This window comes from Sphingomonas canaveralia (genome assembly GCF_047238125.1).
Classification (GTDB): domain Bacteria; phylum Pseudomonadota; class Alphaproteobacteria; order Sphingomonadales; family Sphingomonadaceae; genus JBDFMH01.
Genome location: NZ_JBDFMH010000001.1, coordinates 462,081 through 481,038, shown reverse-complemented (window position 1 = coordinate 481,038; position 18,958 = coordinate 462,081). Strand labels below are relative to the sequence as shown.

The following is an 18,958-nucleotide window of genomic DNA, read 5'->3' as shown; positions in this document are numbered from 1 at the left end:
GCGGCGGACTGGCAATCGCGCGCGGCCGGGCATAGACAGAAAGGCCAAGGAGACCGAACCGATGCATTTCCTGCGCACCCTGTTCTGGGTCGTCGTCGCGGTGATCGCGGTGATCTTCGCGATGAACAACTGGAAGCCGGTGGAAGTGGCGCTGTGGGGCGGCTTCCTGGCCGAAACCAAGCTGCCCGTGCTGCTGGCGATCGCGTTCCTGTCCGGGCTGCTGCCGCCGCTGATCCTGTACCGGGCGACGCGCTGGCGGCTGCGGCGGCGGCTGGAGACGGCCGAGCGGACGCTGGCCGATCTGCGCGGGCCGGCCGATCCGGCGATCGATCCCGTGATCGCGCGCGGCGACACGGTGGTCGCCTCCCCCGTCGGGCCGATCGTCGCCCCGCCGGCGATGTCATGAGCGGCAGCATCTATGTCGCGCTCGACACGCCGGACATGGCGCGGGCGAAGGCGCTGGCGAACGCGGTGCGCAATCATGTCGGCGGGATCAAGCTGGGGCTGGAATTCTTCATGGCCAACGGCCGCGCGGGCGTGCGCGAGATGGCCGCGATCGGGCTGCCGATCTTCCTCGACCTGAAGCTGCACGACATTCCGAACACGGTAGGCAAGGCGATCCAGGCGCTGCGTCCGCTCGACCCCGCGATCCTGACGGTGCACGCCGCGGGCGGCCGCGCGATGATGGAGGACGCCAAGGCGGCCGCCCCGCAGGGCACCAAGGTGGTGGCGGTGACGGTGCTGACCAGCCTCGACGGTAGCGACCTGACCGCGATCGGCATGGCCGCCGATCCGCACGATCAGGTCGCGCGGCTGACCGCGCTGGCGCAGGAAGCCGGGCTCGATGGCGTGGTCTGTTCGGGCCACGAAGTGGCGGCGGCGCGCAAGGCGTGGCCGGGCGGCTTCTTCGTCGTGCCGGGATTGCGGCCAGCGGGGGCCGACCTTGGCGACCAGAAGCGCCCGATGACGCCGGGCGAGGCGAAGGCGGCTGGCGCCAGCATCCTGGTGATCGGACGGCCGATCACGGGGGCGGAGGATCCCGACGCGGCCGCGCGCGCGATCGAGGCGACGCTGTAGCGGGGCTTCGCGGGTTCAGCCGGTGCCGGTCGGGCCATCCAGGATCTGGCGGACGCGGGTGGCGAGATCAGCGCGGCGATAGGGCTTGTGGATCACGTCGAACTCGGCGCTGCCGCCCTGCCCGGCCTCCGGCGCGCGATCGGCGAAGCCAGTCGTCAGCAGGATCTTGGTGCCAGGTCGGCGATGGCGCACCTCGCGCGCGAGCATCACGCCGTTCATGCCGCCCGGCATCACGATATCGCTGAACAGCAGATCGAACTGCACCCCGCGTTCCAGGATGGCGAGTGCTTCGCGCGCATCGCGCGCGACATGGACGTTGTAGCCGAAATCGGCGAGGATCATCTCGCCCAGCACCGCCACATCCTCCTGATCCTCGACCAGCAGGATCGTCTCCGATCCGGGGCGCTGCTCGCGCTTGCGATCGAGCCCGCCGAATTCGCGGCCATCGGCACGCGGGAACAGCAGCGTGATCGCGGTGCCCTCGTCCGGCGTGCTGTCGATCGTGACGCCGCCGCCCGACTGCTTCATGAAGCCATAGACCATCGACAGGCCAAGCCCGGTGCCTTTGCCGACTTCCTTGGTGGTGAAGAAGGGTTCGAACACCTTGGCGATGATATCCGGAGGGATGCCGGTGCCGGTATCGCGCACGGTGAGCGCGATATAATCGCCCGGCGGAGTGCCGTTCGGCGTGGCGCCGGTGGTGAGCGTGCGGTGCGCGGTGTTGATGGTGATGCGGCCACCCTTCGGCATCGCATCGCGCGCGTTGATCAGGATGTTCAGCAACGCCATTTCGGCCTGCACCGGATCGATCCGGGTGTTCGCATCTTCCGAAGTGAGGTTGTAGGCCACCTCGATCCCGCCGCCGAGCGTGCGTTCGATCAGCGCACGGAAGCCCTCGACCAGCCCATTCACATTGACCAGCCGGCCCTTCAGATCCTGCTTTCGCGCGAAGGCGAGCAATTGCTGGGTAAGGGTTGCGCCGCGGGTGGCGGCCTTGCCGATTGCTTCCACCGCGCGGCCGGTGCCGGGATCGGACGCTAGATCGAGCCGCGCGTTCAGCACATCGACATAGCCGATGATGACCTGAAGCAGATTGTTGAAATCATGCGCGATGCCGCCGGTGAGCTGGCCGACCGCCTCCATCTTCTGGGCTTGGCGCAGCGCCTCCTCCGCATCGCGGCGGCGCGAGATATCGAGCTGGCTCGCGAAGAAGTAAACGAGCTCGCCGGATTTCGCATAGACGGGCGAGATGAACAGCGCGTTCCAGAAGGACGAGCCATCCTTCCGGTAGTTCAGGATCTCGACCGACACCTCGCGCAGATTGGCGATCGCGTCGCGCACCTCGGAAACGGTCGCCGGGTCGGTATCCTCGCCCTGCAGGAAACGGCAATTCTGCCCGACGATATCCTCCAGCCCATATCCGGTCATCTGCGCGAAGGCGCGGTTGCAGAACACGATGGGGTTATCGGGCCGGTTGGGATCGGTGACGATCATCGGCATGCGCGTGGTTTCGACCGCCGCGAAAAAGATGTCGCCGCTATGCGCGCCGAGATCTGCGCTGCGATCGATCCGCGGCGCCGTTTCGGGCGACCGATTCTTCGGCTTTTCTGAAATGTCGGTCATCGATGCCAGAAAGCTCCGGGCGTCACTTGGTTGCCTGCGGTGCGGTCCAGCGGCCCATCCAGGCGAACACCTCACGATACCATTGGAGGCTGTTCTTCGGTTTCAGGATCCAGTGGTTCTCGTCCGGGAACATCACCAGCCGCGAGGGGATCTGACGGCGCTGGAGCGCGGTGAAGGCGGCGATGCCCTGGGTATAGGGAATCCGGAAATCCTTTTCCCCGTGCAGGACCAGCATCGGCGTCTGCCAATTGGTGACATGGTTTACCGGGTTCCATTTTTCATATTCGGCCGACTGCTCGAAATAGGGTCCGCCATGTTCCCATTCGTCGAACCAAAGTTCTTCAGTCTCATAGGCCATCGCGCGGGCATCGAAGACACCGGCATGATTGACCAGGCACTTGAAGCCATCGTTCCACTGGCCGGCGATCCAGTTCATCATATAGCCGCCATAGGATCCGCCGAGCGCGCAGGCGTTGGACGTGTCGGCCCAGGCAAATTTCTGACCCGCAGCGGTCAGACCCAGCTTCAGATCATCGAGCGGCTTGCCGCCCCAATCCTTGTTGATCGAATCGGTGAAGGCTTGGCCATGGCCGACCGAGCCGTGGAAATCGACGAACACAGCGGCGTAGCCAGCGCCCGCGAATACCGCCGGGTTCCAGCGATAGGACCAGCCATTGCCGAGCGTGGATTGCGGCCCGCCATGGACGATGTAGGCAACCGGAGCCTTCTGCCCCGCGGCAAGGCCGGCCGGCTTGAGCGCATAGCCCCAGACGGTATCGCCGCCGGCACCGGAATAGCTGAACTTCGTGGCTTGCGGCATGTCGATGCCGGCCAGCCGATCGGCGTTCACGCGGGTCAGCCGGGCGAGCTTGCCGCGTGCCGAGACCCGGTAGAGATCGGCCGGGGCAGTCACGCTGTCGATCGCGACGATCGCGCCGCCATCGGCGAGCGGCGCGACCGCGGAAACGCTGCCCTCCTTCGTCAGCCGGGTGCGGCGGCCGGTGGCGATATCGACCCGGAACAGCGGCTGATCGAAATTGTCGCGCGCGGTGACGAGCAGCGCCTTGCCATCGGGTGTCCAGGCGATCGACGCGACCGAGACATCCCAATCGTCCGCCAGGCGACGGACCTGGCCCGTGCGCAGATCACGCAGGCGCAGGCCCAGGCGATCGGCCTCGTAGGTCGGCCGTTCCATCGCCGCATAGGCCAGCCAGCGGCCATCCGGCGACGCGACCGGCAGACTGTCGGTGGCATCATTGTCCGCAGTCAGGTTCTGCGGGGCAGCGCCGCCGGCCGCGGGCACGGCAAAGATATCCATGTTGGTCGAGGTCGGCTCGATTCGGCCGGCTTCACGCAGCGTGAAATAGACGGTGGCGCCATCCGCGCCCCAGGCCAGTTCCTCCGCCCCGCCCATCGGCTCGGACGGCGTATCGCCGACCAGCGACCCGACCAGCGCGGTGCCGTCTCCGCTGGCGGTGCCACCGCTGACGGGTAGCACGAACAGCTGTGAGCGATCGCCATTAGCCCATGTATCCCAATGGCGGATGAACAGCTGATCATAGGTGCGCGCGCTGCCGGCGTTCGGATCGGGCTTCACCATCGCGGGTTCGAGCGAGGGCGCACCGGGCTTGCGATCCGCCCAGACGAGCAGGCGATCGCCCTTGGGCGCGATCAGGAAGCCGGAAATGCCGCGCTTGCCGCTGGTGACGGGGGCGGCGCCGCTGCCGTCGATGGCGACGCGCCAGACTTCGGCATCGCCGCCCTTGTCCGACAGATACCAGACGCTGCCATCAGGCGCGAAGGCGGGGTCGGATTCATTGGCTTCGGCTTCAGCCGCCAGCTTGCGCGGGGCGGCGGCACGCGCCTTCAGATCGAGCGCCCACAGATCGGTGCGGCCGCGATTGGCGGCGAGATCGGTCTCGCGCTGCTGCCAGACCAGCCAGCGGCCATCGGGCGAGACGACCGGCGCGGAGACGCGCGACAGACCGGCCAGGATTTCGGGAGTGAGCGGCGCGGCGACGGCCGGCGCGGCACAGGCGATCGCGAGCAGGCTCGCACAACGAAGCAACATCATGGCCGCCAGCCATAGGCGAATCCGGCTGCCGCTCAATGGCCTGTCGTTCCGGATCGGGCTCAGGGGGGGGGTGGCGGGGGACCGAGATCCAGCACGATATGCCGGCTGCGCGTACCTGCTGCCCGATGCCCGCGCCGGCGCGAATCAGACGCTGCGGCCGGTGATCCGCTGAATTTCGCGCGCAACCATTGCCTCGACGATCTCGGGCAGGTTCGCATCAAGCCACTGCTTCATCATCGGCCGCAGCATTTCGCGGACCAGACCGTCGAGCGTATTTTCCTGCCCGGCCTGCGGCTTGACGACCAGCGCCGAAAGCGCGGCCAACGCGTGGCGGCTGGCGACGGCCGTCGTATCCGATACGATCGGATCGACGGCGGGTTTCGCCTGAGCTTCGCGATCGGCGGTCGCGGGCGTTGGTGTCGGCGCGGGCGCAGGCGGCGGATCGCCCGCCATCGGTTCGGTCAGTTCCAGGACCGCCTCCTCGGCTGATTCGGGGGCTGCTTCGGGGGCTGCTTCGGGCTCAGGCTCGGGCGGCGGATCGACCGGATCGCGCACGATGACCGGCCGGCGCGCGCGCGACGCGGCGGGCGGCGGGCCATTGTCCTCGGCGATGATGCGTTTGATGGAGGCAAGGATGTCCTCCATCGACGGCTCCTTGGCGAGATCCTCCATGAGCCGGTGTTATTACTTAGTTCGACGGGGTTGTCGACTGTGTGGTTAACGGCTGCGCGGCCGGGGCCGGCGGGCCCTGAATCAGCGTTTGCGACGGCAGCGGGATGCCGGCCGTGCTGGGCGCCACCGGCTGCGGCTTCGGATCCTGCGCCCAATCATTGATCGAGCCCCGTACCCGCCGGTAATTGACCTGCGGATCATAGAGCACGCCGCCATCGAGACCGAGATCGCGCGCTTCCGCACGGCCGATCGCGGCCAGCAGCGCGAAACCCGCGACATAGGCATCCCGCCTGGCAGTGACGAGCTGGACCCGACTGTTGAGCAATTCCTGCTCGGCATTCAGCACATCGAGCACGTTGCGCGTGCCGACGCTGTTTTCGGCCCGCGTGCCTTCCAGCGCGAGTTCGTTGGCCGAGACCGCCTGCTGCGACGAGCGGATCACTTCCTGCGCGGCGACATAGAGCGAATAGGTGGCGCGTGCATCGGCGATCACAGAGCGTTCGGTGGCCGTAATCTGCTCGAGCGTCTGGCTCTTGCGGGCCTGCGCCTGGCGCACCAGCGCCCCCGGCCGGCCACCCTGGAACAGCGGCAGCGTGGCACGCAAGCCGACGGTGGCGGTCTTCTGCGTCTGGCTGGCGGCGGCCGGGATCGGCAGCCCGGTGCCCGGATCGATCGCGATGCCGCCCTGCAGCGAACCCAGGAAATTGGTGTAGTCGGCCGTGCCGAACGCCGACAGCGTGGGCAGCCGTTCGGCCTGGGCGACGCGGATATCGTAATCGGCGGCACGGCTGGCGCGCTTGGCGGCGACGAGATCGGGATTGTTTTCGAGCGCGACATCGACCGCATCGTCGGGCGTGGCCGGGAATTGCGGCAACGGCGGCGGCGGCTCCAACGCATCGGGCGCGGCGCCGACAAGGCGCAGATAATTCTCGCGGCTCGAATCGAGCTGGGCGAGCGCCGACTGGAGCTGGCTGCGCGCGATGGCAAGGCGGGCATCGGACTGTGCCACATCGGTTCGGGTAAGATCGCCGACCTCGAACCGGTCGTTGGACGCCTGCAGGTTCGTTTCCAGCACGCGGACATTGCCGCGGTTGAGCTCGACGATCGCGGTATCGCGGATCACATCGAGATAGGCGCCGACGACCTGAGTGAAGATGTTGGCCTCGGTCGAGCGGAGCACGGCCTGGCCCTGCTCGACGCGCGCATCGGCGGCGCGGACGCCGTTCTTAACCGCCCCGCCCGAATAGATCGGTACGTTCAGCGTGACATCGGCCGCGGCGAGCCGCTTGATGCTCGATCCGCGCTGGCGCAGCAGAAACTCGCTATATTGACCGGTCGAGCCGAGGTTCGGCAGGCCGGCCGCGCGCGCCAGCGGCACGCCTTCATCGGTGGCCCGCTGGCTGGCGCGCTGGCCGGTCAGCGTGGGGTTGCCGCGATAGGCCTGGACCAGCGCTTCACGCAGCGACGCCGCATGCGCCGGTTGGGCGGCAAGCCCAGTCATCGCCGCGATCGCCAGCAGGCTCGAACGCATCAAGATCAGACTCCCTGGAAACTGAAGGTCGCGGGCTGCGCGAAGCCCGGCAGCGGCGCGGCATCGACATCGGCGACGGTGACGACGCCGAACGCATCGCCCGACTTGCGGCCTACCGCCAGCCGGACGAGACTGCGCTCGACAAGGCCGGTTGCGAGCCGGCCGCCATCGGCCAGTTGGGCCACGAGCGCATCGGGAATGCGCTCAATCGCGCCATCGACGAGGATCAGATCATAAGGTGCGCCCGCCGCCCAGCCTTCGGCCAGCGGCCCCTGCGCCCAGGTGACACCCGCGATCGCGGGCGCGGCATCGCCAAGCGCGGCATCCTCCTCCAGCGCGACGACGTTCGCGCCGAGCCGGGCGAGCACGGCCGCGGCATAGCCGGTGGCGGCCCCCACGACGAGCGCGCTTTCCCCGGTGCGGGGCGCGAGTTCGGTCAGCAGCCGGCCGGTGGCGAGCGGCGTGTTCATGCGGCGCGCGCCCGACAACGGCACCAGCGTATCGACATAGGCGAGCGCAGCCCGCGCCGCCGGCACGAAGCGTTCGCGCGGCACGGCGCCCATCGCGGCAAGCACGCCGGCGTCGTTCACGCCGCTGGTGCGGAGCTGGCTGGCGACCATCGCCGCGCGCAGGGATTCGTAATTGATCTCGGTCACGGCCAACCTCGTCGCACAACTGTTTTAGTTAGGCAATACACTAACACGCGCGTCGGTCCGTCTATCGTGTCGAGGCGAGTGCGCCAAGCATCATGCGGCGGGGCGCTGCGACTTGACAGCGTGTCGGCAGCGCGACATTGCCGCCCGCTCCGGCCCGATGGCGGAGTGGTGACGCAGAGGACTGCAAATCCTTGCACCCGGGTTCGATTCCCGGTCGGGCCTCCATTCCCACGACAGACAGACGCGAATCGCCTGCCGCGCTCAGGCGCCGATCTTCATGGTCGGCGTGAGCCAGACGGTGCCGCGTCCGCGGAACACGAACACCAGCCCTTCCCCGCTGCGCATCGCGTTGCGAAGACCGCGGACGAGCGGGCGCACTTCGCACTGAAGCGAAGCCGAATACATCATCATCAGATCGCCATCGACGATCAGTTCGCCCGATCCATCGAGCTCGATTGCCTCGACCTCGTCCACCGGCACCGGCGATTCGACGACGAACACCCCTGCCCCTTCCAGCTTGGGCTGCATCAGCCCGTTGCCCGAAAGCACGCCCGACAAGGTGCGGTGGACATGGGTCTTGATCTCGACCGATCCCTCGCAGGCGTAGAATGCCTTGTCGTCCAGGATCAGCGCATCGGCGGGACCATCCATCTCGGCGATGATGAAATGCTTGGTGGTAGGTTCGGTCCAGACCTCGCCGCGCCCGGCGAAGCGGGTGGCGAAGCCGGACTCGCCCGTGCCCGCAGACGCGATCGCGCGGCTGAAGAAGTTGCTGTTCTTGTCATTCTTTTGGACATCGACCTGCAGTGCGCCGTGGGCATATTGCAGCGCGCCCGGTTCGAGCAGCGCGGCGCCGCCTTCCAGGATGATGCGTAGCGTACGGGTGGCGGTGGGCGGCGAAGGCACGGTCAGCCCGAAGCCACCGGCGCCCTGCCCGGTGCCCGGCACATAGACATATTGGGATACGATCTTGCGGGTATATTGGTAGAGTTCGAACCGGGCGCCGCGGCCGGCCTTTTCGTCGATCCTGGTGCGAAAATCGGACATCTGCTTCCTCCCTGCAAACGATCAGGCCGAGCGCGCGGCATCCGGCGCGGGCACGATACCGAAATGATCCGCGCGACGCACGATCCGCTCTGCCCAGCCGCGATGGGTGGCGGGTTCGGTCATTCCGCCGGCGGTGGCGAACACGGCGCGCGCCTGCCTGTCCAGGATCGCGCGCGCCTCCACCAGATCGCGCTGCGGCACCGCATAAGCGGCGTGGATGACGGCGATCTGCGCGGGGTGGATCGCGGTCTTGGCGATCAGGCCATGCTCGATATCGCGTTCCACTTCCTCGCGCAGCAGCGCCGGATCGTCGAACCGTTCGAACACGGGCGCGGTGAGCGCGAAACCCCAGGGCGCGAAGGTGGCGACCAGCGTGGCGATGGTGGGGCCGAGCGGCCCTTCATAGATGGTGCGGCATCCGGAGCGGCGCGCGCCCAGCGTCTGCATCAGATCATTGCCGCCGATGCGCAGCGCCAGCACCCGATCCTGCACCGCCATCAGCAGATCGCGCAGGCGGCGCATCTCGTGCCCGTCGAACGCCTCGCGCGTTTCAAGCGTCGGCATCAGCAGGTGATGGTCGTGCGCTGCGGCGAGCGCGGCCAGATAATCCGCCATACTGTCCGCCGTGGCCTTGGGAAGCACAAAGCCAGTGACGGCATCAATGCCGGCGAAACCCGAAATCTCCTCCAACATGGTTGCGTTTCGCGGGCGCACGAACAGCGCCGGCCCGCGCTGCCGCGTGCCGAGCCCGGACAGCAAGGCTTCGAGCCGGCGCAGTGCGAACGCGGACTCATCGGCGCGGATCGAATCCTCGAGGCAGAGCACCACCGAGCGCAGATCGGGATGGCGGGTGCCGGCGAGGATCGGGGCGATGTCGTCTCGCGTGGCGGGAACATAGAGGGTGGCGCCGAGCGCGATCGGATCGAAGGTCATGGCCGACAGGTCTTTCATTCCGAACCGAGCGATTTGATGACAGCGACCGCGCGGTAACGACTGCCGGGGGCGAGCGGCTCGACGGCAAGGCTCTTTTCGCTCGCGAGATGGACGAGATGCGCGACATCCGGATCGGCGGCATCGCGCAGGAACAGCCGATCGGGCAGCCGGCGCAGCACAGCGCGGGTGGCCTCCGCAATGCCGGGCTTGATGCGGTTGCGATCGGTGGTGTCCGTCAACGCCATGATCCCTTCGAGCAGCGCCCGGCAGTGCTGCCGACGGGCAGGCGCGTCATCCGGCGCGGCCGGTGCCAGCGGTGCCAGACCCTGCGCCAGCGCATCGACATGATCGACGAACGCGCGGCTGCGATCGATCGGCTCGAAGTCGCGATAATGGACGCAGGCGTGGAAATCGCCCGGGCGGACCAGCGCGGCATTGAGCACGGTGCGGCTGACCAGGCCCGAGACGATCGCGTTGAGCAGCCCCGAGGCGATCAGATAATCGTCCGCGCTGGCAGCAAGTTCGGCGACCCCGGCGGGATCGGCGACGACGGCCAGCACGGGCGCGAAGTCCGGCCCGTCCCGTGCCAGCGCGGCGTGCAGTTCGGCCGCGATCGCGCCCTTGCCCGTCCATCCGTCGACGAACACCACATCGGTGGGATCATGCGCGGCGGCGATATGGGCGAGCGCCACCCGATCGATGCCGCGATCGCGGATGATGCTGATCGAATAATGCGTGACCGTGCGCCCGATGCGGACGAGCGCGCGGCGCAGCAGCACGCCGATCGGGGTGCCCGCGCGTGCGAACGAGGCAAGCACGATTTCCCGGCCAGCGGGGGCGCGCGCGTCGATCGCGGCGGCCAGCGTGACGATATCCTGCGCGAGCCGGCGGCCGTTGCGGGCAAGTGCGGCATCGTAAAGCGCCAGATAGTCCGCACCCGGCGGCGTCTCGACCGACAGCATCTCGGAATAATGGCGCGCGCCGGACTGGATCGCGGCTTCCTTGTCGGCGATCGGGGTTGGTGCCAGATCGACCGGCTTGAGCAGGAAGGTGACGTCCTGCGGATCATAGCTGCCGTGGAAGCTCATGCGAGCAGGCCGGTGGCCAGGGCGAGCTGAGATCCGCGCGGCACCATCGCGAAATCGCATTGGGCCATGAACGGAGCATCGGTGATGCTGTCGCCGATGCCGATCACGGGCACGTCCGGATGGGCGGCGCGCAGCCGCGGCAACAGGTGGGCGACGGCATGCTGCTTGCCGAGCCAGGGCGGCATGATGGCGACATTGTTGCCGTTGCGGTGGATCGTCCAGCCGGGCGGCACCTGATCGGCAACGCCATCGACTGCGGCGTGAAGGGCAACATCGTCGGCGTCCGGATGCTTGGCGAGCACGTAGAGCGGCGTTTCGCCTTCCGTGAGCACGCGCACGCGCAGGGTGGGCGCGGCGGCGGACAGCGAGCCGGCGAGCCGTTCGAGATCAGGGGCGATCGCGTGCGAGGCCGCGGCGGCATGGGCAGCCCATTGCGCGTCGATCGCGCCGTCATCGCCAAGCACCACGCCGCCATGGGCGCAGACCGCCGCCTGGAACGGGATCCGCACGCGGCGCAGCGCATCCAGCCCGCGCGCCGTGACGGGCACGAAGCGCGTCGTCTCACACAGCCAGCCGATCAGCGCCATCTGCGACGGGGTGGCATAGCTGAGCGGCGACCCATCGACCGCATAGCCGAGCGGGGTGAGCGCGGTTTCGGCCAGGCCGGGCGGGCATTTGCGCAGCGTCTGGAACAGCGTGTCGTCGAGATCGACCAGCGCGATCGCCCGCATCAGCGTGTCCCCATCCACAACAGCCGCGCGTCCAGCGCCGCGACCAGAGCGGGATCGATGCTGCCGGGCGGGGTTTCGTGCACGATCACGCTGATCCGGGGATCGTCGGGGGCGACATTGTAAAGATAATTGGGCACCGGTGTGCCGTAATTGTCCGCGAAACGCAGCGCGTGGGCGATCGCGCCATCGATACGCGCCGGGCTGCGCGTGGTGGATTGCACGACCACGTCATGTCCCGCCGCTTCCAGCCATTCGGCGATCCGGAACGGCGGATAGGTGAATTCGGCGGTGCAAACGATGCGAACGCGCGAAGCCGGCGGCAGCGCAAGCGTATCGGCCAGCGCATCACCCTCGTCCGCGGTATCGACGCGGCCGAGCCGCCCGTAATTATGATGCGCGGCGAGGCCGCCCATCGCGCGGGCGGCGACATCGAAGGCGGGCGGCTCGGCCGGGGGCGGCGCGCCCGGCGTCCATTCCAGCCGGCCGGCAATCAGGCTGGCAATCTCAGCGGGGCGCGGCATTGCAGCGACGGCGGCACCATCCGACCAATCGGCCAGCGTCGCCACGACCATGCGTTCGATCCCCGGCAGCTCGGCCACCAGCGCGTCCGCCAGATTGCGCAGCGTGGTGCCGGTCGACACTTCGTCGTCCACCATCACCAACGTGCGCGCGGCGGTGAGCAGTGCCAGCCCCTCGACCGGGCGATAGATCAGGTGGCGCGAGGCGTGGCTGTGCGGTTCATCGAACCGGGCGAGCAGCGGATGATCGATCTGCTGGCGGGTGGAATGGAGGAACAGGCAATCGTCGCGCCCGGTGATCGCGCGGTAGCTTTCATGCACCCCCTGCCCCAGGCAGATTGCGGTTTCGGCAAGCCCCAGGAACAGGATCGGCCCCGGCAGATCGGCCGGCAGCGCGCGCGCAAGATCGATCATGCTGGCGCGCATTTCGGACGGGCGGGCAGGAATGTGGCGGCCAAGCAGCTTCGAGACGACCAGGAAGCCGCGCCGGGGATTGTCGCGCGCGGCGAAGGCGCAGGCGCGATCGAGCGGCCAATCCGCTCGCGTGGTGTTGATGCGGATCGTGCCCGAGGAAAGCGGGACGATGCGTTCGCGGGGATGTTCCTGATCGGCCATGGCGCGATGTGCCGCAGCCGATCAGGCTTCGCAATCGATGCGGAAAATATAGCCGCGCGCTTCCTTCACGATGTCCGCGCGGGATCGGCTGGCATGGCCATCGGCCAGGACGGGATCGACGCCGGCGGTGGCGAGGAAGGCACGCACGATCGCGCCCTTGACGCCGAAATTGACGTTCTCGGCATTGTTGCCGGCGCGGCGGACATGATCGAGATTGAGCGAGGCGTGGACGAGGCCGATGACATGCCCCGCCATGTCCAGGATCGGGCCGCCGCTGTTGCCGCTGGCGATCGGGGCGGTGAACTGCAGCACGCTGCTGTCGTTGCCGACCCCGCTCAGCGAGGATACATTCCCGCCGCTGGCCTGCGGCCCGGTGCCGAGCAGGCCCGACAGCGGGAAGCCCAGCACCACGATATCCTCGCCCAGATCGATCCGCAGATCGCCGCGAAAACGTGCGCGCGCGCCGATGTCGCGTTCGATGCGGAGCAGCGCGACATCGTTGCGGGGATCGGTGAACACCAGTTCGGCATCGGCCGTCATCCGATCGCTCTTCACGCGGATGGTGCGCGCGCCATCGATCACATGCGCGTTGGTGAGGATGTGGCGATCGTCGACCGCGAAGCCGCTGCCCGAGAAGCTGGCGCCGGGCGCGCGGCGCGACGGGCCGGGGCGATCTTCATGGAAATGATGCGGCGGGCGATCGGGCTCGGGCGGGTGCGGCACATCGATACGGATGCCGAGCGCATGAGCGAGCGCGCCGATGCCGCCGACGAAGCCCTGGCCGTTCGCGGTCAGCCGCCAATCCGATCCGCGGCGATAGACTTCGAGCAGAATCATCGCCGCTTCGCCGCGATTGGCGAGATCGAACGGCATCCGATAGTCGTTGGCGGTGGCGGTCAACGACCGGAAATCGCGCAGCGTGATGCCGGAACCGACGCCGCCGACGATATAGACGATCATCATGATGCGATCGACCGCGGCGGGCAGCTTCGAAAGCTCGATCCGCAGCACGCCATTCTCGACGAAGCTTATGCCGGGGCGGACCTCGCCGCCGGTGGCGGTGATCGGATCATAGCCGGGAGCAAGCGCGCGATCGGGGCCAAGCGCGACGACGACCGCGCCGAGCTGGCCGGCGCGTGCGTCCATCTCCGGCCCGTCGACATCGATGCGGATCTCGGCCGCGTCGATGCCCACGCGCTCGCCGATCGTCAGGTCACGCATGGGCGGCGGCTTTCGCTTCGGGATCGGGCAGTCGCTCGGGAATGGTGACGGGCGCCACCAGCGCGCCGCCTGTAGGGTGCGGGATGGCGGCACGATCGACCAGGCCGAGCAGCGTGCCGATCTGGATCCACGGCAGGTTGACCCCGGCATGCTCGGTATAGCGGCACGCGCCGCTCATCCGCGTGTTGATCTCGAGGATACGCGGGTCGCGATCGTCGGCGGTAGCGGCCTTGAGCTGGACGTTGACCAGCCCGGACAGGCCGAATGCGCGGACCGCATCGCGGGCGATGTCGATCGCAGGGCCGTCCGCTTCCAGCCGCTGCGCGCGCGCGAGCTTGCGGCGCGCGACCGCGACCAGCGTGGTGCCCGCATCGGCGACCAGATCGACGCTCCATTCGGCGCCGGGCAGATGCTGGAGCACGAGCAGCCGCACCGGATCGGGCGCGTCGGCAATCGCGGCGCGCAGCGCGGCGGGGGCGATGCGGTGCGCATCCGGGTTCATCAGCGTGGCGAACAGCGGCACAGCCGGATCGAGCCGCCAGAAGCCAGCGGCGAACACGCCGTGCGGCGGCTTGACGCAGGGTTCATGGCCGAGCGCGGCGGCCTCTGCCAGCGCGGCATCGAACGAGGGCGCATCGTGGATCTCTCGCGTCCACGGCGTCGGCAGGCCATGATCGGTGGCGGCGGCGTGGAAGCGGCCCTTGTCCTCGATCAGTTCCAGCGTTGCGCGATCTGCGGGCACGGCCAGCCGGGTGCCGACACGGGCGAAATCGGCCGCGCGATCGGCGAGATCGAAGCGGCCATTCTGCGCCACGAACAGATCGATGCCGCGCGCGGCGCATTGATCGATGCACCAGCCCGCATAGCCATCGGGATCGGCGCGGCGATCCAGATCCGGTTCGGCGAAGGCCTCGTCCGCCGCGGCGAGGACGGGGGCGGCGGGATCGCGGTGCGAGGCGAGCAGCCTTACCCGGCCGCCCGCCCCGTCACGCACCATCAGCACCGCATCACGGATGCTGGAATAGCCCTGGTTGAACCAGACGGCGGGACGCGCCTCGCTCAGACATTGACCCCGAACGAGCGGGCGAGCGGGCCGAGGCCGCCCGCAAAGCCCTGGCCGATCGCCTTGAACTTCCACTCATCGCCATTGCGATAGAGCTCGCCGAAGATCATCGCGGTTTCGGTCGAGGCGTCTTCCGACAGATCGTAGCGCGCGATCTCGCTGCCGCCGGCTTCGTTCAGCACGCGGATATAGGCATTGGAGACCATGCCGAAATTCTGCTTGCGGGCATCGGCGTCGTGAATTGTGACTGCGAAGGCCAGCTTGGTGACGCTGGCCGGCAGATTGGCGAGATTGACCTTCACGACCTCGTCGTCGCCCGCGCCTTCGCCGGTGGTGTTGTCACCCTGATGCTCGACCGCGCCGCTGGCGCCGGTCTTGTTGTTGTAGAAGATGAAATCGGCATCGGACGCGACCTTGCCGTCGGCTGCGAGCACGAACACCGACGCGTCGAGATCGAATGCGCTGCCGTCTGTCACGCGCGTATCCCAGCCCAGGCCGACGCGCACCGCGGTCAGGCCAGGGGCTTCCTTGCTGAGGCTGACGTTCGCGCCCTTGGAAAGCGATACCGGCATGTTCGGAACTCCTCTCTGCTATGGTCGGCGGTCAGCCGACGTCCACGCCAAAACTGCGCGCGAGCGGGCCAAGACCACCCTTGAACCCCTGGCCGACCGCGCGGAACTTCCAGTCTCCATTGTGGCGATAGACCTCGCCGAAGATCATCGCCGTTTCGACCGACGCGTCTTCCGACAGGTCGTACCGCGCGATCTCGCGATCATTGGCGGCGTTGACCACGCGGATGAAGGCGTTCGACACCATGCCGAAATTCTGGCCGCGCGCCTCGCCATCATGGATCGTGACCGCCACCGCGATCTTCTGCAGCCCGGCAGGCACGCTGGCGAGATCGACCTTGATCGATTCGTCGTCCCCCTCGCCCGCGCCGGTGCGATTGTCGCCGCTATGCTCGACCGATCCGTCGGCGGATTTCATCTGATTGTAGAAGATGAAATCGGCGTCGGAGCGGACCTTGCCTTCCGCAGTCAGCAGAAAGGCGGAGGCATCAAGATCGAAATCCGCCCCGCTCGTCACCCGCGTATCCCAGCCCAGCCCGATCACGATCCGGGTGAGGCCCGGTTCTTCCTTGCTGAGGCTGATATTGCCGCCCTTGGCGATGCTGATCGACATGGCTCAGTTATGTCCAATGTTGCCGAGCTTCTCGCCCGTGGGGGCGACAGGATCATGACTGCCGAGATCGACCTGATGCGATTCCTCGGGATGCAGCCGGTTGTGGCGCTTGGACCACCAGAAGGCCGTGCCGATCAGAACCGCGCCGATCAGGCCGGTGACGACTTCGGGGATGTGCCAGGCCTCGTTGGCCGAGGTCAGCATGATCGCGGCCAGCGCCAGGATCGCCCAGAAGGCGCCATGTTCGAGATAGCGATATTCGGCGAGCGTGCCCTTGTCGACCAGCATCACCGTCATCGAGCGGACGAACATCGCGCCGATGCCGAGACCCAGTGCGATGATGAAGATGTCCTTCGACAGCGCGAACGCGCCGATCACACCATCGAACGAGAAGGATGCATCGAGCACTTCGAGATAGAGGAACGAGGCGAGACCCGAGCGCGCGACCTGTCCAGTGGCATCCTCCGCGCCTTCGAGCAGCGAGCCGAGCGCATCGACCGCGATGTACGTGAGCAGGCCGAAGATGCCGGCTTCGACGAACACCAGCCGATCGGCATCGGGCAGCACGCTGGCGATGCCGACCAGCGCGATCAGCACGATGCCGATCTCGACCGCGGGCACGCTGGACAGCTTGGCGAGCTGGCGTTCGACGATGTCGATCCAGTGCACTTCCTTGTCGGCATCAAAGAAGAATTTCAGGCCGACCATCGCCAGGAACGCGCCGCCGAAACCGGCGATGCCGACATGGGCAGAGGTGATGATGCGTTCATATTCGGCGGGGTTGCCCGCCGCGAGCTTGAGCGATTCGATCGGCCCCAGCCCGGTCGCGATCACGACGATGGCGAGCGGAAACACGATCCGCATGCCGAACACTGCGATCAGGATGCCCCAGGTGAGGAAGGCGCGCCGCCATTTCGCATCCATGTCGCGCAGGACGGTCGCGTTGACGACCGCATTGTCGAACGACAGCGACACCTCCAGCACGCCCAGCACGAGCGTGATCCACAGCGTGGCCAGCAGCGCCTGCATGCCACCGCCCGTGTTCCAGCCCAGCCACGCCGCGATGCCCAGGCAAAGCGCGGTGAAGATGAGCGAGCCTGTGTAATATTTGCGAATCAACGCGCGTCCCCCGTCAGTCCTTGCGACCGCTGGTCCATTGCAGACCCCAGCCGAAAGCGCGATCCAGTTCGCTCTGGTCGCGGAAATAATCGACGATCCGCGTCACCTTGATGGTGCCGCCGTCATTCTCCAGCAGCACGATCCCGCACAGCCGCTTGTCGTTGCGGCCCTCGGTCATCCGCACCTCGATCGGCGGCTGATCGGGCATGGTGACGCTGACCACGCCATCGGTCTGCTGCCAGTTGGGCACGCCATCATAGATATTGGCGAAGATCGCGATCCGCTTGAGCTGATTCCACTGCGCGCCGTTGATGCGCATCGTCTCGCCCGCGGACACGTCGCCGGTGCGGTCATCGCCTTCCAGCGCGATGAAGGGCGGATTGTGGAAGCTGCCGAACAGGCGGCCGAGCGCCTGGACCACGCTCTTGCGTCCGTCGGCCAGTTCCAGCAGGCAGCCGAGATCGAGATCGATCGCGGAGCCGCCGCCGAAGAACGACTTCTTGCCGCGCGACCAGTTCAGGTTGACGACGATCTCGCCGAACGATCCGCCGCGCTTTTCGAGGCTGACGGTCTGGTTCGGCTTGTCGAGCGAGATCTTGGCAAGGCTGACCGGGCGCGGCGGCGGGGAAGCAGCTGCAGGCGGTGGCGGGGGTGGTGGTGGCGGTGCGGGCGCGGGTGCAGGCGCAGCCGGTGCGGGATCGTCCGCGACGTCGATGCCGAACGAGCGCGCGAGCGGGCCGAGGCCGCCGTTGAAGCCCTGGCCGACCGCGCGGAACTTCCACTGGCCGTTCCGCAGATAGAGCTCGCCGAAGATCATCGCCGCCTCGGTCGCGCCCGACAGCATCGGCGCATAGACGATCGCATCGCCGCCGACCGCAATCCGCGCGCCGGACAGCATCGCCATCGTCTGGCCCTTGGCGGCGCCGCCGTCGATCGTCACGCAGATCACGATCCGCACGACATCGGCTGGCAGCCGGCCGGTCGCGATCTCGAACCGGCCCTTGCCGCTCTGCCCCGCGGCATAGCGGATCGCGCCGCCGGCGCCTTCGGGCTGGTTGTAGAAGATCATGTCGTCGTCGCTGCGGACCTTGCCCGCCTCGGTCAGCAGATAGGCCGAGACATCGGCCTCCACCGCCGCCGGCGCAGACCAATCGACCGTGACGATCGCCGGATCCCCCGGCAGCGGGGCATTGCCGCCCTGCGTCAGATCCACCATCAGAAGTGCGCCGAGATCGCTGGCATCATGTCGTGGAAGGTGCGGCCGGTGGTCTTGTCCCCGATCGCCTTCATCGACCAGCCGGCGCCATCGCGCGCGACCTTCGCCATCACCTGACCGGTGTGCGCGCCGCTGCCGGACAGATCGAAGCGCGCCAGTTCGACATTGGTGGTGGCATCGACCAGCCGGCAATAGGCGTTCTCGATCTTCTCGAACGAGTCGCCCGTGAAGCTGTTGACGGTGAAGACCAGCGTCTGCACCGCGGGCGGCAGCGCAGAGAGATCGACGATGATCTGCTCGTCATCGCCATCGCCCGCGCCGGTGCGGTTGTCGCCGGTGTGGATGATCGAACCGTCCTTCGAGCGCAGCTGGCGGAACCAGACCGAATCGACCAGCTGACGATTGCCGTCGAACAGCAGCACCGACGCATCGAGATCGACATCATCGCCGCCGCCGAAGAACCGGCCCAACCCCTTGGCCTTGCGGACATCCCAGCCGAGCCCCATCGTGACCCGGGTCAGCGTGCCGCCGCCCGACTTTTCGAGCCGGATGCTCTGCCCCTTGACCAGACTGACCATCACGCCCGCTCCCG

General features: G+C 67.6%; 19 protein-coding genes and 1 tRNA gene. 3 read left to right on the top strand and 17 right to left on the bottom strand.

Features of this window, described 5'->3' with window-relative positions; translation table 11 throughout:
• The first annotated feature begins 61 nt into the window (after positions 1 to 61).
• Both ABC347_RS02350 and pyrF read left to right on the top strand, forming a co-directional pair.
• Positions 62 to 406, top strand: a complete 345-nt coding sequence (locus ABC347_RS02350) for a hypothetical protein (RefSeq protein WP_413244179.1) — start codon at positions 62 to 64, stop codon at positions 404 to 406.
• Positions 403 to 1,077: an orotidine-5'-phosphate decarboxylase gene (gene pyrF / locus ABC347_RS02345; protein WP_413244178.1), complete on the top strand. Its 675-nt coding sequence runs from the start codon at positions 403 to 405 to the stop codon at positions 1,075 to 1,077. Before ABC347_RS02350 ends, pyrF begins: the two co-directional genes overlap by 4 nt.
• Before the next feature lie 15 nt (positions 1,078 to 1,092).
• Here the strand turns inward: pyrF and ABC347_RS02340 are convergent, their stop codons facing one another.
• The 5 genes from ABC347_RS02340 to ABC347_RS02320 all read right to left on the bottom strand — a co-directional run bounded on the left by ABC347_RS02340 (position 1,093) and on the right by ABC347_RS02320 (position 7,633).
• Positions 1,093 to 2,700, bottom strand: coding sequence for a histidine kinase famiy protein (locus ABC347_RS02340; RefSeq protein WP_413244177.1), 1,608 nt, complete (start codon positions 2,698 to 2,700; stop codon positions 1,093 to 1,095).
• 22 nt (positions 2,701 to 2,722) lie between these two features.
• Positions 2,723 to 4,774: a dipeptidyl-peptidase 5 gene (locus ABC347_RS02335; protein WP_413244176.1), complete on the bottom strand. Its 2,052-nt coding sequence runs from the start codon at positions 4,772 to 4,774 to the stop codon at positions 2,723 to 2,725.
• Positions 4,775 to 4,918: 144 nt separating this feature from the next.
• Complete coding sequence (locus tag ABC347_RS02330) at positions 4,919 to 5,446, bottom strand: DUF2497 domain-containing protein (RefSeq protein WP_413244175.1); 528 nt, start codon at positions 5,444 to 5,446, stop codon at positions 4,919 to 4,921.
• Positions 5,447 to 5,462: 16 nt separating this feature from the next.
• On the bottom strand, positions 5,463 to 6,977 hold the full coding sequence (locus ABC347_RS02325) for a TolC family outer membrane protein (RefSeq protein ID WP_413244174.1): 1,515 nt from the start codon (positions 6,975 to 6,977) through the stop codon (positions 5,463 to 5,465).
• Between the two features lie 5 nt (positions 6,978 to 6,982).
• The gene (locus tag ABC347_RS02320; RefSeq protein WP_413244173.1) at positions 6,983 to 7,633 is read right to left on the bottom strand and encodes a protein-L-isoaspartate O-methyltransferase family protein; all 651 of its coding nucleotides are present in this window, start codon (positions 7,631 to 7,633) and stop codon (positions 6,983 to 6,985) included.
• Positions 7,634 to 7,784: 151 nt separating this feature from the next.
• On the opposite strand from ABC347_RS02320, the gene ABC347_RS02315 reads away from it, so the two are divergent.
• A tRNA-Cys gene (locus tag ABC347_RS02315) sits at positions 7,785 to 7,858 on the top strand.
• 36 nt (positions 7,859 to 7,894) lie between these two features.
• Here the strand turns inward: ABC347_RS02315 and ABC347_RS02310 are convergent.
• The 12 genes from ABC347_RS02310 to ABC347_RS02255 form a co-directional block, all read right to left on the bottom strand.
• Positions 7,895 to 8,680: an AIM24 family protein gene (locus tag ABC347_RS02310; RefSeq protein ID WP_413244172.1), complete on the bottom strand. Its 786-nt coding sequence runs from the start codon at positions 8,678 to 8,680 to the stop codon at positions 7,895 to 7,897.
• A 21-nt stretch (positions 8,681 to 8,701) separates the two neighbouring features.
• Positions 8,702 to 9,613 carry an HpcH/HpaI aldolase/citrate lyase family protein gene (locus ABC347_RS02305; RefSeq protein WP_413244171.1) on the bottom strand — a complete coding sequence of 304 codons (912 nt, stop codon included), beginning with the start codon at positions 9,611 to 9,613 and terminating at the stop codon, positions 8,702 to 8,704.
• A gap of 14 nt (positions 9,614 to 9,627) precedes the next feature.
• Positions 9,628 to 10,701 carry a cysteine protease StiP domain-containing protein gene (locus ABC347_RS02300; protein WP_413244170.1) on the bottom strand — a complete coding sequence of 358 codons (1,074 nt, stop codon included), beginning with the start codon at positions 10,699 to 10,701 and terminating at the stop codon, positions 9,628 to 9,630.
• Positions 10,698 to 11,432, bottom strand: coding sequence for an HAD family hydrolase (locus tag ABC347_RS02295; protein WP_413244169.1), 735 nt, complete (start codon positions 11,430 to 11,432; stop codon positions 10,698 to 10,700). Before ABC347_RS02295 ends, ABC347_RS02300 begins: the two co-directional genes overlap by 4 nt.
• Positions 11,432 to 12,565, bottom strand: coding sequence for a phosphoribosyltransferase domain-containing protein (locus ABC347_RS02290; RefSeq protein ID WP_413244168.1), 1,134 nt, complete (start codon positions 12,563 to 12,565; stop codon positions 11,432 to 11,434). The genes ABC347_RS02295 and ABC347_RS02290 overlap by 1 nt, the downstream gene beginning before the upstream one ends.
• 21 nt (positions 12,566 to 12,586) lie before the next feature.
• Positions 12,587 to 13,786 (bottom strand): trypsin-like peptidase domain-containing protein, encoded by a 1,200-nt coding sequence (locus ABC347_RS02285; protein WP_413244167.1) that lies wholly within the window; start codon positions 13,784 to 13,786, stop codon positions 12,587 to 12,589.
• Positions 13,779 to 14,783, bottom strand: coding sequence for an ATP-grasp domain-containing protein (locus tag ABC347_RS02280; RefSeq protein WP_413244166.1), 1,005 nt, complete (start codon positions 14,781 to 14,783; stop codon positions 13,779 to 13,781). The genes ABC347_RS02285 and ABC347_RS02280 overlap by 8 nt, the downstream gene beginning before the upstream one ends.
• Positions 14,784 to 14,845: 62 nt before the next feature.
• Complete coding sequence (locus ABC347_RS02275) at positions 14,846 to 15,421, bottom strand: TerD family protein (RefSeq protein ID WP_413244165.1); 576 nt, start codon at positions 15,419 to 15,421, stop codon at positions 14,846 to 14,848.
• A 31-nt stretch (positions 15,422 to 15,452) separates the two neighbouring features.
• Entirely contained in the window at positions 15,453 to 16,031 is a 579-nt protein-coding gene (locus ABC347_RS02270; protein ID WP_413244164.1) for a TerD family protein, read from the bottom strand.
• A gap of 3 nt (positions 16,032 to 16,034) precedes the next feature.
• Entirely contained in the window at positions 16,035 to 17,147 is a 1,113-nt protein-coding gene (locus tag ABC347_RS02265; RefSeq protein WP_413246985.1) for a DUF475 domain-containing protein, read from the bottom strand.
• A gap of 16 nt (positions 17,148 to 17,163) precedes the next feature.
• Complete coding sequence (locus ABC347_RS02260) at positions 17,164 to 18,366, bottom strand: TerD family protein (RefSeq protein WP_413244162.1); 1,203 nt, start codon at positions 18,364 to 18,366, stop codon at positions 17,164 to 17,166.
• Entirely contained in the window at positions 18,366 to 18,944 is a 579-nt protein-coding gene (locus tag ABC347_RS02255; RefSeq protein WP_413244161.1) for a TerD family protein, read from the bottom strand. Before ABC347_RS02255 ends, ABC347_RS02260 begins: the two co-directional genes overlap by 1 nt.
• Positions 18,945 to 18,958: the final 14 nt, after the last annotated feature.

Coding starts and splice junctions, on each gene's coding strand:
- ABC347_RS02350 (WP_413244179.1), top strand. CDS start 62: ATGCATTTCCTGCGCACCCTGTTCTGGGTCGTCGTCGCGGTGATCGCG.
- pyrF (WP_413244178.1), top strand. CDS start 403: ATGAGCGGCAGCATCTATGTCGCGCTCGACACGCCGGACATGGCGCGG.
- ABC347_RS02340 (WP_413244177.1), bottom strand. CDS start 2,700: ATGACCGACATTTCAGAAAAGCCGAAGAATCGGTCGCCCGAAACGGCG.
- ABC347_RS02335 (WP_413244176.1), bottom strand. CDS start 4,774: ATGATGTTGCTTCGTTGTGCGAGCCTGCTCGCGATCGCCTGTGCCGCG.
- ABC347_RS02330 (WP_413244175.1), bottom strand. CDS start 5,446: ATGGAGGATCTCGCCAAGGAGCCGTCGATGGAGGACATCCTTGCCTCC.
- ABC347_RS02325 (WP_413244174.1), bottom strand. CDS start 6,977: ATGCGTTCGAGCCTGCTGGCGATCGCGGCGATGACTGGGCTTGCCGCC.
- ABC347_RS02310 (WP_413244172.1), bottom strand. CDS start 8,680: ATGTCCGATTTTCGCACCAGGATCGACGAAAAGGCCGGCCGCGGCGCC.
- ABC347_RS02305 (WP_413244171.1), bottom strand. CDS start 9,613: ATGACCTTCGATCCGATCGCGCTCGGCGCCACCCTCTATGTTCCCGCC.
- ABC347_RS02300 (WP_413244170.1), bottom strand. CDS start 10,701: ATGAGCTTCCACGGCAGCTATGATCCGCAGGACGTCACCTTCCTGCTC.
- ABC347_RS02295 (WP_413244169.1), bottom strand. CDS start 11,432: ATGCGGGCGATCGCGCTGGTCGATCTCGACGACACGCTGTTCCAGACG.
- ABC347_RS02290 (WP_413244168.1), bottom strand. CDS start 12,565: ATGGCCGATCAGGAACATCCCCGCGAACGCATCGTCCCGCTTTCCTCG.
- ABC347_RS02285 (WP_413244167.1), bottom strand. CDS start 13,786: ATGCGTGACCTGACGATCGGCGAGCGCGTGGGCATCGACGCGGCCGAG.
- ABC347_RS02280 (WP_413244166.1), bottom strand. CDS start 14,783: ATGGTGCGTGACGGGGCGGGCGGCCGGGTAAGGCTGCTCGCCTCGCAC.
- ABC347_RS02275 (WP_413244165.1), bottom strand. CDS start 15,421: ATGCCGGTATCGCTTTCCAAGGGCGCGAACGTCAGCCTCAGCAAGGAA.
- ABC347_RS02270 (WP_413244164.1), bottom strand. CDS start 16,031: ATGTCGATCAGCATCGCCAAGGGCGGCAATATCAGCCTCAGCAAGGAA.
- ABC347_RS02260 (WP_413244162.1), bottom strand. CDS start 18,366: ATGGTGGATCTGACGCAGGGCGGCAATGCCCCGCTGCCGGGGGATCCG.
- ABC347_RS02255 (WP_413244161.1), bottom strand. CDS start 18,944: ATGGTCAGTCTGGTCAAGGGGCAGAGCATCCGGCTCGAAAAGTCGGGC.